Below are 12,175 nucleotides of genomic sequence, written 5' to 3'. Positions count from 1 at the left end.
CCTCGCGCTCCTGCTCTTCGAGTTTCTGCTCGATGTACTCCTTGTTGTCGTGCAGCGTCGGGAGCAGGGTAAACTCAAGCGCGTTGACTCGGCGTTTGGTCGTCTCTATCTCGTCGATCAGTTCCTTCATCGCCGTCTCGACTTCGGCGGCGAGAATGATCTGTTCGAGCAGTTCCTCGTAGGCTTCGGCGACCTCGTCAATGCGGGCGCTGGTGCCCAGCACGCCGTATCCACGCTCGCCGAGCGTCTTGCGGACCTTCGAGGATTCGATCTGCGGGACGACCACGCCCCATAATGTTTTTTCGACTTGGGGTCGTGATCTCGGGGGTGCTCTTTTCAGCGCGGCCGCCGCGCCGCCGGCCGCCTCCTCGGACCCGCCGCCGAACTCGCCGTTCTGGTACAGCCAGACTCCCACCGCGAGGGCGGCGACGGCGACGGCGGCGAACACGACCAGCGCGAGTGTCTCGACCAGACTGCTCCCCGAGGGGGCCGGACTGTCACTCGACCCCGGTGCGGTCGTCGTCGTCGGAGCGGCGTCCGTCGTCACGGCCGGGCCGCCCGGTGTCGACCCGTTCGGCGAGGTGAGCACGGTTCGGGGGCGGAACCCGTTGAACTCCCGTTCGCCGGACCACGTGACGGAGACGCTATCGGACAGCGTCGTCGCGGACATCGAGGCCGGCGCGGGGTCGACGCTGGCGAACCGCAGCGAGTCCGCCCGCTCGACGACCAGCGTCTGGTTCGGCCCGAGGTAGAGGCCGTTCGAGAACACGTCGTCCATCACGAGGCCGTCAGACCCCACGCGGGTGAGGTTCGTCCACAGGAACGACATCGAGACGACCCCGAGGTTGTCGGTGAGGCCCTCGATGCGGGTGTCGCGGTCGAAGCTCCGGGCGGTCATCTGCCGGCCCGTCGCGCGGGACCCGTTCTCGGCGAGGTTGGCCGCACGCTGGCGGAACGACTCGAACGTCCCCGTGGTCCCGTTCTCGAACTCGGCGGTGTAGGCCTCGAACCACTCCCGGCGGGCGTCGTCACCGAGCGGCGTCTTGTGGACGTACGTCCAGCGAACCGACTGGTTGGGGTACACCCTCAGCACGAACTCCGTGCTGGTGAAGTTCTCGTCGACGTCCGCGAGCCCCTGTGCCGGTGGCTGCGCTGCCGACGGGTGTCGGTCGGCGGTGTGTGCGGGCTGTCCGCCGAGGACAGTCCCGCCGACGACGAGCAGACAACAGAGCACGCCCAAGACGACGACTCCGCGAGACATCTATCCAGAGAGACTAGTGTGGACGGTAAAATAGCTGTGCCTATCGGGTCGAAAGCGCGTCGGCCAATCGCTCGACGGGATGGGGTGGCTCGCTCCCCTCGTAGTCTTTGAGTTGCCCGCGGCAGGACGCGCCCGGTGCGATGACGGTGTCGCCCTCGCTCCGGTCGACCTGATCGAACAGGATGGAGCCGATGGCCTTGCTCATCGAGTAGTGTTCGGCCTCGTAGCCGAAGGATCCGGCCATCCCACAACAGGAGGAGTCCAGCGGGTCGACGCCGTAGCCCGCCCGGCGGAGGACGCCCACGGCGTGGTGGTCTTTCTTCGTCGCCTTCTGGTGGCAGTGGCCGTGGTAGGTCAACTGCTCGGCGGGCGCGTCGAAGTCGACTGCCTCGTCCAGCCGGTGGACGTCCAGGTACTCGTGGACGCCGTAGGCGTTCGCGGCCACCGTCTCGACATCCTCGCCCGAGAGGAGGTCCAGATAGTCGCTCTGGAACATCACGGCCTCGCTCGGTTCGACGACGACGAGGTCCCAGCCGTCCCGAACGTCTCGACGACGGCGTCGACGTTGTGGCTGGCCTGCTCGCGGGCCTTGTCGAGAAAGCCCTTCGAGTGGGGCGCGCGGCCGCTGTCGACCACGTCGGTCGGCACCTCGACGTAGACGCCCGCGGCTTCGAGCACCTCGACGGCGGCCATCCCGGCCTGTGGCCGGTTGTAGTTCGTGTAGGTGTCGGGGAACAACAGCGCCTTCCGGTCGGCCTCGGCCTCGGTGACGGTCCGCTCGTGGGCCTCGAAGCGGTCGACGAACGTCGTCCGGTAGAAGGTGGGGAGCTCTCGCTCGCGGGCGATGCCCAGCACCTTCTCCTGTATCAGGCCCGCGCCGGGCACCTTCTGGGCCCAGTTCGACAGCGGCGCGAACGCGCTGGCAAGCGGATACAGCGTGTCGACGTTGGCGAACAGTTTGTCCCGCAGGCTGGAGCCGTGCTGTTGGTGGTGTTCGTGTTTGACCTCGACTTTCATCTTGGCCATGTCCACCTCGCTCGGGCAGTCTTTGGCACAGCCCTTACAGCCCACACATAGGTCGAGCACCTCGTCCATGAACGCCTCGTCGGTGGGGTCGTCGGGCAAGTCGCCGCTCATCGCCTGCCGGAGCATGTTCGCCCGGCCGCGGGTGGCCTGAATCTCCTCGTTTGCGGCCCGGTAGGTCGGACACATCACGCCGCCGGTCGTCCCTTGGGGGCCGCGACAGCCACCACAGCCGTGACAGAGTTCGACCATCCCCTCCATCCCGTTGTCGTTGTCCCAGTTCAGCGTCGGCTCGAACCCCATATCGAGGTCATAGTCGGGGTCGAACCGCAGGTTCTCGGCCATATCGGCCACGCGGGCGCGTTCGGGGACGCCCTCGGGAATCTCCTCGTCGGCGCTGTAGCCACAGACCTGACTCGGGTTGAGCAGCCAGTCGGGGTCGAACGCCGATTTGAGGTCCCGGAACAGCGACCAGACGTGCTCGCCGTAGAGCTTCTCGTTCCACTGGCTGCGGGCGCGGCCGTCGCCGTGTTCGCCCGAGACGCTGCCGCCGTACTCGACGACGAGGTCGGTCGCGTCCTCGGCGATAGAGCGCATCTGTTCGACGCCGTCGAGGGTCTTCGTGTTGACCAGCGGGCGGATGTGGAGACAGCCCGGTCCCGCGTGGGCGTAGATGGACGCGATGGTCCCGTTGTCCTCCAGTACGTCCCGGAAGTCGCTGACGAACCCGGGGAGGTTCTCCGGCGGGACGGCCATGTCCTCGATGAAGGAGATGTGTTTCTCGTCGGTCGTCCGGCCCAGCAGGATGGGGAGGCCGGACTTCCGTAGCTTCCAGAAGCGCTTGCGCTGGTCGTCGTCGTGGGCCTCCCGCGCCGCGAAGGCGATGGGAGCCTCGGTCGTGATGTCCTCGGCACCTTCCTCGGGGTCGACCATCGTGTCGACGCCCGCCGTGCGGTCGGCGAGCAGGTTCGCCACCTTCTGTTTGCCCTCGGCGTCGTCCTCGGCGTAGAACTCCACGAGCAGCGTCGCGCCGGTGCCCTCGGGGACGATTTCGTCGACGAGGTCCCCGAACTCCTCGGTGTCGGCAGAGAGGTCGAGCAGGACGCTGTCCAGCACCTCGACGGCCGCCGGGTCGTGTTCGAGGATGATGGAGACGTCCTCCATCGCGTCGATCAGATCGTCGTAGAAGAGGAGGGCGACCGACTTCGTCTCGGGGATAGCCTCCAACCCGATTGTCGCCTCGGTGACCGTCGCCAGCGTCCCCTCGCTCCCACAGAGCAGTTTTGCGACGTTGACTCGCCCCTCTTCGCGGGCGCGTTCGACCAGTCGGTCCAGATCGTACCCCGAGACGTTGCGCTTGAGTTTCGGGAAGGCGTCCAGAATCGCGTCGCCTTCCTCCTCGACGAGGCGCTGGACCGTCGCGTATATCTGCGCTTCGAGGTCGCCGTCGGGGTCGGCGCGGGCGTCGAGTTCCTCGACGGTGATGTCGCCGAACTCGACGACGCTCCCGTCGGCGAGGACGGCCTCGGCGGACTCGACGTAGGCCGCGGTCATCCCGTAGACCAGCGAGTGCGACCCCGAGGAGTTGTTCCCGATAGCGCCGCCGATAGCGCTTTTGTCCCGCCACGCGGGATCGGGCGCGAACTTCAGGCCCGCCGCCTCCAGTTCGGCGTTGATGTCGCCGATGTAGGTCCCACACTGGACGCGGGCGGTCTCGGCGTCGGTGTCTACCTCGACCAAGTCGGTCATGTGCCGCGAGAAGTCGAGCACGACGGCGCGGTTGACCGTCTGGCCCGCCAGCGACGTGCCGCCGCCGCGCGGTAACACGGGAATCTCCCGCTCGGCACAGTAGTGCATCACGCTTGCCACGTCCTCTGTCGACGCCGGGAAGACGACGCCGATGGGCGTCACCTCGTAGGCGGAGGCGTCAGTCGCGTAGAGCTGTCGCGTGTACTCGTCGAAGCGCACTTGGCCCTCGACGCGGTCTTCGAGGTCCGCGACCAGCCCTGGTCGGTCGACGTCACCGGAAACGTAGTCGTAGTTGGCTCGTCCGTCCGACGCCGGGTCGACCGGCGGCCCGGACTGACCGAGCTCGTCCATAGCTCCCATTACCCGGTCCTTCGGCCCGACCGAGATTAAACCCACGACTCTTCTCACCGTCCCGCGGCAGTGTACGCGACCCCGACGTATTCACGTCCGGAAATCAGCCAGCACAGTTTAGTAGCATAAATCGACAAGGTACCTACAGTGGCATCGTCGCCGTTACGCACACGCTGGGGTGGTCACAGTGGTCAGTGACGACTCCATCTCGATCTGTCTGTACGACCCGGACGACCGACTCGGCGCCCTCGATGACGCCCTCGCGGACTGTGGGTTCCGGATCGACCGCACGCGGACCGCCGAGGGCGTCGAGACGGCGGTGACGGGCGACGTTGACTGTCTCGTCCTCGGTGACTACGACGGGAGCGACTGGAAGGGGGTCCTCGACTCCGTTTCCGACTCCGGCGTCGCGACGGTCGTCTATACCGGCAGGGAAGGCTCACGATCTATCCAGCGACCGCTCGCGGCCGGTGTCGACGACGTGGTTCGGGTCCCGCCGCGGTACGGTTCTCTCCTCCGGCGTCGTATCGAGGCCGCGACGACCGAGGGGTCGACGTTCGACAGCGACGGCGAGCAGTTCCGGTCGCTGCTGCGGAGCTATCCACACACGCTGTTCGTCAAGGACACCGACAGCCGCTTCGCCAACATCACGACGCAGACCGCCGGCGACTACGGCTACGACCGGGCGTCGCTGATCGGCAAAACCGACTTCGAGATACTCCCCGCGGAACTGGCCGCCGAGAACTACGAGGAGGAACAGGCGATCATCGGCGGTGACCGGCCGCTGCTCGACAAGGTCGAACACTACGTCGACGACGACGGTAACGACCAGTGGGTGAGTACGACGAAGGTCCCGCGGTACGACGACGACGGGAACGTCGTCGGCATCGTCGGCGGAACGCAGTACATCACGCCTGCGAAGAAACAGGAGCAGTTGCTGGCCGACCTCCACGAGGCCAGCCAACGGCTCGCCCGGGCGAAAACCAAGGCCGACGTGGCGACGACCGCCGTCGAGATAGCGGCCGAGACGGAGCCGTTCGCCCACGCCGAGGTCGCTCTCGACACCGGCAGCGGACTGGCACCGACAGCGACGAGCGGCGACATCTCGCAGTTGTTCGCGGACCACCGCGAGACGTTCGAGGCGGTGTTCGCCACCGGGGTCGCCGACGACGTCGACGGAACGTCCTGTCGGGTCGTTCCCATCGGCGAATACGGGGTGTTGGGCTACCACCAGTCCGGTACGCCGGCCTCGGAGGCGTTCGTCGACCGGATGGTCAGCGTGTTCACCGCGAACGTCGAGGCGGCGCTTGACCGCGCCGAGCGCGAGCGCCAACTCACGGAGACCACCCGGCGCATCGAGGAGTTCGCCACACTGGGTTCACACGAACTCCGGAACAAACTGCAGGTCGTCGTCGGCAACGTCACCGACGCCCACGAGGAGTACGACGACCCGCGGCTGGAGCGCTCCGTGGCGACGCTCGACCGCATCGACCGCCTGCTGGAACAGCTCCTTCAACTGGCCCGGACCGGCAGCGTCCCCCACCAGCGCGAGTGGGTCGACGTCGAGAACGCCGCGACGGCAGCGTGGCGGACCATCGACAATCGCGGCACGACGCTGTCCGTGGACTCCACTGTGACAGTCGACGCGAACCGGAGCGCGCTCGTCGGGATGTTCGAGTTCCTGCTTGAGAACGTCGTCGACCACGCCGGCGACGAGGCCGTCGCCACCGTCGGGTCGCTCCCGGACCGCCCCGGGTTCTACGTCGAGGACGACGGCCGCGGTATCCCCTCGGACCCCGACCTCTTCGAGGCGGCCTATACGACCGGGGACAGCGACACCGGTTACGGCCTCTACGTCACACAGGCCGTCGTCGACGCCCACGACTGGGACATCGACGTCACCGAGAGCGGCGACGGCGGCGCCCGGTTCGAGATAACCAGCGTCGACGAACGCGCCGAGTACTAGGGTGAGAGGCGGTTCTTCCGGTTTCGCATGTGCTCCTCGTAGTGTTCGAACGTGATCGGACACCACTCGGCGGCGAGGTCGAGGACGTCCTCGGTCATCCCGCGAATCTCCCATTGGGCGTCCGCTGCAGCCCTCATATCGGCCACGTGCATCAGCATCCGGGCGTTCATCGTCATCACGATGTTCACTTTCGTCCCGATGGGGAGGACGAAGCGGGCGTCCTCGGGCGGCATCCCCAACTCCAGCAGTTCCTGATAGGACTCGACGGCGTCGGCGACGGTGTCGGCGAAGATCTCCTCGCGCTTCTCTACTGTCTCCTCGTCGACCTGTCCGGTCTTCTGGTTGCGGCCGACCCAGTCGGGGTCTGTCGCCGACGGCGGGAAGACGACGAGTTCGCCCTCGCGGACGGCGTCGGGGTCGACGTGGTCGAAGGAGACGTACCGCATCGACTGGACGTCGAAGGAGACGTGGCGGTGGCGGGTCAACTGAGCCATACACGACCGGCTGACGCCCTCGATGGCGAAGGTTGCGTGGGGGTGTTCGAACGGACCGAAGTGGCCGTGGTCCAGCAGGTGGGAGATGAGCGTCTCCTGTTTCTCGCGGGTCGTCTCCCCGTCTATCTCGGCCATCGTCTCCGGGAAGGTCTGGTCGGCGACGAACTCCGACATGTAGTCGTTGCGCGCGGCCCGACAGATCAACTCCTCGGGGTCGTCGGTCGCTTCGAGCAGGCGGACGTCCATACGCGCCACGCGGGGGCCGACGATGATAAATCCCGCTATGCGTTCCCCAACTTTTGCCACGGACCGAAAGACTCCCCTGCCGGGACCGACAACGACCGCGTATGCCAGACGACGGAGCGACCCAGTTGGGGGAGAAGCGACGCGAGGAACTGCTCGACCGCGTCTCGCGCCGCACGGCGACAATCGGCCAGTCCATCCCCGAGACGGTCGAGGTGGGCGAGGAGACCATCGAACTGAAGTCGTTCGTCTGGGAGACCAAGCGCCAGGGCGTCGTCCCGCCGGAGTACCGCGAGAGGGTTCAGTCGGTCCGAAGTCGGCTCAAACGCGAACGCGACCGGCGAAAGGAGCGACTGGCCGAGGCCGACCTCACCGTCGCGGAGGGCGAGCGACTGGCCCAGAGCATCGTCGGCATCGACCGCGCGATAACGGCGCTGAAGAGCCTCAAAGAGCCGGACCTCGACGAACACAAACACGAACAGACCGTCAAGAGCAACAAGCGCTGGGTCTCGTTTCTCGACCAGTTGCGCTAGAACTCGACCCACTCTGAGGGTGAGTCCGACAGACCGACCGCGCGCGCCTCGCGGGTGCCGTCGACTTCTCGGACCTCGATCATCCCGTCGAACGCCTGCTTGATGACCTGTAGGGTCTGGTCGTCGTGGGCGCCGGAGTCGATGGTGAACAGGCCCAGATACTCCGCGGCGTCCAGCCGCGAGGAGAGGACGTGGCAGAACTTGAACACCGTCTTGCGGTCGGTGTAGGTGAGCATCGTCGACAGCGACGAGAGCGCGAGCCGTCCCCGGTCGGCCCCGCTCTCGTGGAGGCCCTCCAAGGCCTTCGTGATGCCGATGCCGATGCCGGTGAGGTCACCGGGCGAGGAGACGTTGTGGACGTAGATGCCGTCGCCGCTCTGGGCGTTGCCGCCGCCGTCGGAGACGCAGTCGACGACGCCCAGACGCACCGTGTCGGTCCCGGCGCGGTCGCGGTAGTCGGCGATGACGTTCTCCGCGCGGTCCCCCGTCGAGACGATGACGGCCCCCTGCTGTTGCCTGGTCCCGTCCGCGAGAATGTCGAACGCCAGGGCGTCCTTGCCAGTCATTGCTGGGCCTGAGATGAGGATGTTCGATCCCGGCCGCACCGACTCGAGCGCGTCGATATCGAGTATATTCGTTAGATCGTACATTGTCTCGGATTGATCAGTGTTCGTCGCCATTGCCAAGTCCCCGAAGCGTCGCGATGAAGTCCTCGTCGTCCTCGATGCCCCCCAGCGTCTGTGATAAATCGTCCTGTAAGTTGTCGATCCGCTCGGTCAGATTCGCGTACTCCTCGCTCTCGGCCAGTTCGGCGCTCGATTTCGTCGCCTCCAGTGTCGCCTGCTTCTCGACCAGCGAGTAGTACTCCTGTAGTAACCCGTCGTACGTCGACCGCTCGAGGAGGTTGCCGACCGTCTCGTGGAGTTGTTCGCTCCGGATGGGTTTCGTCAGGTAGGAATCGAACCCCATCTCGAGGATGTCGAAGTCCGGTTCGACGGCCGTCACCATCGCCACCCGGCACTCGAAGCCGCTGTCCCGGATCCGTTCGAGCACCTCGTCGCCCGAGAGCCCGGGCATCATCCTGTCGAGTAGCACCACGTCGACTGCCTCGTCGAGCATCTCCAAGGCCTCGTCGCCGTTCTGGGCCATCCGTACCTCGTACTCGTCCCGGAGCCAGAGGTTGTACGTCTCGGCGACGTCCGGTTCGTCTTCGACGATAAGTACGCAGGTGCGTCGGAATCTGACATCGACTCTCTACGGTCTGTTTACCCTCCACGTACATATCACTGTGGGTAGCCCGAACTCCCAGTGTTCCGAGAGGTCGCGGCCGCCGGACCGTCGGCGCATCACCGACGACCGCTCCCGCGAACGCATCCGGGACACAGGGTCCCGACACCGGCCGCTCGTCCGAGGCTCTCGACGCGCGCGTTCCTCCACGAACCGCCCCCGAACCGCTACACGTATTCAACATCTGTCAGAAGTACAGCGACACGCACAAGCGGCCGGTGGTCCTACCCCGAGGTATGATACGGAACCTCGCGGCCGGCCAGCAGGTGTTCACCAGCAACGTCTTTCTGGTCGAGGGTGACCGCACCGTCCTCGTCGACGTGGGCAACGACTTCGACGTCGTCAGCGCCGTCGAAGAGAGCGTCCCGGATGTCGACGCCGTCGTCCTCACGCACACCCACCCCGACCACGTCGGAACGCTCTCTGAGGTAGTCGACGCCTTCGACGTGGACGTGTGGGGGTACGATACCGACGCCGCCGGCGTCGACCACGCTATCGCGGACGAGGACACTGTCGCTCTCGGCGACCACGACTACACCGTGATGCACACGCCCGGACACAAGAACGACCACGTCTGCCTGTACGCCCGCGGGCCCGGTATCCTCTTCGCCGGCGACCTGATCTTCGCCAACGGCGGGTTCGGCCGAACGGACCTCGAAGAGGGCGACCGCGAGTTGCTGGTCGACAGTATCGACCGGGTACAGGACGCTGTCGACGACTCCCTCTCGGCGCTGCACTGCGGCCACGGCCCCAGCGTCGAAAGCGACGCCTCCCACCACGTCGAACTGGCGGCACAGGCCGCCCGGTTCGGGTGACTACTCGCCCGCCGCGGCGAGCACCGCGTCGTAGGCCTCGCCGTACGCGTCGGCGACGGCGTCGGGGTCCGACCGCTCCTTGCTCGTCAGCGGCGGCAGGGGGTGCGTCTCGACTGGGTCGATCAGATCGGTCACGTCCCCGACTCGTTCCTCCAGTCGGCCGCTCTGGGCGTCCGGCGCGCCGCTTGCGACCGCACAGCCCTTGTCGTAGCGGTCGCCGTCGTAGACCCGCACGCGCCCGGGGTCGACGACGGCCACGGCGTCGTGAGAGAGGTCCTGCAACGGCCGGGCCACGTCGCCGTAGGACTCGACGACTGCGAGCGCCGAGTCCTCGATTCGCTCGGCGAGGGCCGCCTGCGCCGGCCGATAGTGGCGCTCCATCACCTCGTTCGCCTCCTGCAGGCTCTCGACGCGGTGGGCGTCTTCGAGGGGGAACGCAGACCGGACCCGCTCGGGCAGGGTGGTCGTCGCGTTGACGACGTAGGTGTCGCCCGCCCGGTCCAGCAGGAACTCCCGCCCGTCCTGTTCTAAGATGGACCCGACGTGGCCGGGGACCGGGTGCCAGAGCCGGTGAATCGCGTTTATGTCGGTCGGGTCGGCTCCGCTGGCGGCCGCGAGTCGCGCGGCGTCCTTGCCGTAGAGCGCCCCCTCCTCGGCGGCCGTCAGCACGTCGTCGTGGCTGTACCAGTAGTCGTTGCCGGCGCGGGGCTTGAACCCCGTCGCGCCGGTTCTCTCGACGAGGCCGACCGAGAACGTCGTCTTCCCGGCGTCCAGTTCCGTTCCGCCGGCGACGAGGACTCTCATTCGGCGGCGAGTCCGTAGTAGCCCGGTTCGTCGTCGCTGTCGGGTTCGGCGAAGACGAACGACTCGCTGTGGGAGAGCATCCACGGGATGGCCCAATCCAGCAGGACGTTCTCCGTCTCGATGTCGAGGTCGGCCTCCGGGTCCAGCCCCTGGAGGAGTCGCCCTATCTCGTAGATGGTGTACATCTTGTCTTCGTCCAGCACCGCCTGCGGTTCGCGGAACTCGAGTGGTCGCAGGTCGTCGAACGTCGCACGTTCTCGTGGCATAGGCGACCGTTCGGTGGTCCCCGGCCTAAATGCCCCGTTTCGTCGCCCGAAGCTTCAACTGGGAGGTTGTACAATATGGGGTAGATGGCCGTCCAGTTCGGGGTCTACGAGGGGATTCTCGTCCTCGGGTTGGTGGTGACGACGCTCGTCGCAACGTACACGTGGCGACGCCGCCACCGACCGGGGGCGGTCGTCATCACGGTCACGCTACTCGCCGACGCCGGTTGGATCGGAACCGCGCTGTTGGGGTCGCTGACGCGTCTCACCGACCTCGCGCTCGCGTCGGCGTACCTCACGTACCTGTTCGCGCCAGTCGCCGCGGCCGGCCTGTTCGTGTTCGCTCTCGTCTACACCGGCCGCGACGAGTGGCTCACCCCCCGGACGTACGCGCTGGTCGCCGTCGAGCCGATTCTGGTCAACCTCGCAGCGTGGACCAACCCGTTCCACGGGCAGTTTCTCTCGGCCACACAGCCAGCCGGCACGACCGCCCGTATCGGCTGGGAGATTACCTTCGGTCCGCTGTTTTTGCTCCACACCGCCTACTCCTACGCGCTGATGGCCGCCGCGACGGTGCTCATCGTCCGGTTCGTCCTCGGCTCCGACCGCCTCTACCAGCGACAGGTCGTCGTCATTATCGGCTCACTGGCCGCCCCGTGGGTCAGTAACGTCCTCTTCGTCGCCGACGTCGTCGCCATCGACCCGACGCCGGTCGCGTTCACGCTCACGTCCGTCGGCGTCGCGTGGGTCGTTCTCCGGGGCCGCGTGCTGGACATCACGCCGATTGCGCGGGACGCCGTCGTCGACAGCATCAACGACGCGGTCGTCGTCGTCGACGCGACCGGAACGGTCGTCGACAGCAACCCCGCGGCCGAGTGGCTTCTGGACACCGACGACGGGTCGACACCGGTCGGACGACACCTCTCGTCTGTCCTCCCGGAGGACTCGGCGCTGCAGTCGCGCTGTCTCTCGCTGCTCTCGACCGAGACTGAACAGTCCGCCGAGTGTCGACACCGCGACCGGCATCTCTCGGTCGAGGCGTCACCGCTGACCGACATCCGGAACGAACGCATCGGGACGGTGCTTGTCGTTCACGACGTCACCGAGCGCAAACAGCGGGCGATGACGCTCCAGCGCCGCAACGAGCAACTCGACCGCTTCGCCGGCGTCGTCAGCCACGACCTCCGGAACCCGCTGAACGTCGCCTCGGGGTCGATGCAACTCGCCCGCGAGAGTGGGGACCCGACCCACTTCGACCGCGCCGAACGCGCTCACGACCGGATGGAGCGCCTCATCGACGGCCTGCTTACCCTCGCGACGGAGGGCGAGGACGTCACGGAGCGCCGGCCGGTGTCGCTGGCCGAGACGGCCCGCGCGGCGTGGGGG

The 12,175-nt window shown here is 66.8% G+C and carries 9 protein-coding genes and 2 pseudogenes; 4 read left to right on the top strand and 7 right to left on the bottom strand.

Annotated features, from left to right (window positions below; all coding sequences use genetic code 11):
* Both GJ629_RS10105 and GJ629_RS10100 read right to left on the bottom strand, forming a co-directional pair.
* Positions 1-364: pseudogene (locus GJ629_RS10105) on the bottom strand (V-type ATP synthase subunit D); the annotation flags it as partial.
* 937 nt (positions 365-1,301) lie between these two features.
* Positions 1,302-4,393 (bottom strand): annotated as a pseudogene (locus GJ629_RS10100) (FAD-binding and (Fe-S)-binding domain-containing protein).
* Positions 4,394-4,571: 178 nt separating this feature from the next.
* Between GJ629_RS10100 and GJ629_RS10095 the strand changes: the two are divergent.
* Positions 4,572-6,350 (top strand): ATP-binding protein, encoded by a 1,779-nt coding sequence (locus GJ629_RS10095; RefSeq protein WP_157512859.1) that lies wholly within the window; start codon positions 4,572-4,574, stop codon positions 6,348-6,350.
* Here GJ629_RS10095 and thyX read toward each other — a convergent pair.
* Positions 6,347-7,090 carry an FAD-dependent thymidylate synthase gene (thyX, locus tag GJ629_RS10090; protein ID WP_157512858.1) on the bottom strand — a complete coding sequence of 248 codons (744 nt, stop codon included), beginning with the start codon at positions 7,088-7,090 and terminating at the stop codon, positions 6,347-6,349. The genes GJ629_RS10095 and thyX overlap by 4 nt on opposite strands.
* 101 nt (positions 7,091-7,191) lie before the next feature.
* Here thyX and GJ629_RS10085 point away from each other — a divergent pair, with 101 nt between their 5' ends.
* Positions 7,192-7,620, top strand: a complete 429-nt coding sequence (locus tag GJ629_RS10085; RefSeq protein ID WP_157512857.1) for a DUF5788 family protein — start codon at positions 7,192-7,194, stop codon at positions 7,618-7,620.
* Here GJ629_RS10085 and GJ629_RS10080 read toward each other — a convergent pair.
* Complete coding sequence (locus GJ629_RS10080) at positions 7,617-8,270, bottom strand: hypothetical protein (RefSeq protein ID WP_157512855.1); 654 nt, start codon at positions 8,268-8,270, stop codon at positions 7,617-7,619. The genes GJ629_RS10085 and GJ629_RS10080 overlap by 4 nt on opposite strands.
* 13 nt (positions 8,271-8,283) lie before the next feature.
* Positions 8,284-8,838: a HalX domain-containing protein gene (locus GJ629_RS10075; RefSeq protein WP_370515858.1), complete on the bottom strand. Its 555-nt coding sequence runs from the start codon at positions 8,836-8,838 to the stop codon at positions 8,284-8,286.
* 305 nt (positions 8,839-9,143) lie between these two features.
* Between GJ629_RS10075 and GJ629_RS10070 the strand changes: the two genes are divergently transcribed.
* Positions 9,144-9,722, top strand: coding sequence for an MBL fold metallo-hydrolase (locus tag GJ629_RS10070; protein WP_157512853.1), 579 nt, complete (start codon positions 9,144-9,146; stop codon positions 9,720-9,722).
* Here the strand turns inward: GJ629_RS10070 and GJ629_RS10065 are convergent, their stop codons facing one another.
* Both GJ629_RS10065 and GJ629_RS10060 read right to left on the bottom strand, forming a co-directional pair.
* Positions 9,723-10,526, bottom strand: a complete 804-nt coding sequence (locus GJ629_RS10065) for an ATPase (protein ID WP_157512851.1) — start codon at positions 10,524-10,526, stop codon at positions 9,723-9,725. It abuts the gene before it with no gap.
* Positions 10,523-10,792: a DUF5827 family protein gene (locus GJ629_RS10060; RefSeq protein ID WP_157512849.1), complete on the bottom strand. Its 270-nt coding sequence runs from the start codon at positions 10,790-10,792 to the stop codon at positions 10,523-10,525. Before GJ629_RS10060 ends, GJ629_RS10065 begins: the two co-directional genes overlap by 4 nt.
* Before the next feature lie 84 nt (positions 10,793-10,876).
* Here GJ629_RS10060 and GJ629_RS10055 point away from each other — a divergent pair.
* Positions 10,877-12,175, top strand: a 1,299-nt coding sequence (locus tag GJ629_RS10055) for a histidine kinase N-terminal 7TM domain-containing protein (RefSeq protein ID WP_157512847.1), incomplete at its 3' end; no start/stop codon positions are given.

Source organism: Halapricum sp. CBA1109, from assembly GCF_009741825.1.
In the GTDB taxonomy this organism is placed as follows: domain Archaea; phylum Halobacteriota; class Halobacteria; order Halobacteriales; family Haloarculaceae; genus Halapricum.
Note: the sequence above shows the minus strand (reverse complement) of the source record. Positions and strands in the feature narration are given on the sequence as shown.

Excerpts from the sequence above, each read along its gene's own strand:
- GJ629_RS10070 (WP_157512853.1), top strand. The coding sequence starts at position 9,144 with ATGATACGGAACCTCGCGGCCGGCCAGCAGGTGTTCACCAGCAACGTC.
- GJ629_RS10085 (WP_157512857.1), top strand. The coding sequence starts at position 7,192 with ATGCCAGACGACGGAGCGACCCAGTTGGGGGAGAAGCGACGCGAGGAA.
- GJ629_RS10065 (WP_157512851.1), bottom strand. The coding sequence starts at position 10,526 with ATGAGAGTCCTCGTCGCCGGCGGAACGGAACTGGACGCCGGGAAGACG.
- thyX (WP_157512858.1), bottom strand. The coding sequence starts at position 7,090 with ATGGACGTCCGCCTGCTCGAAGCGACCGACGACCCCGAGGAGTTGATC.
- GJ629_RS10060 (WP_157512849.1), bottom strand. The coding sequence starts at position 10,792 with ATGCCACGAGAACGTGCGACGTTCGACGACCTGCGACCACTCGAGTTC.
- GJ629_RS10080 (WP_157512855.1), bottom strand. The coding sequence starts at position 8,270 with ATGTACGATCTAACGAATATACTCGATATCGACGCGCTCGAGTCGGTG.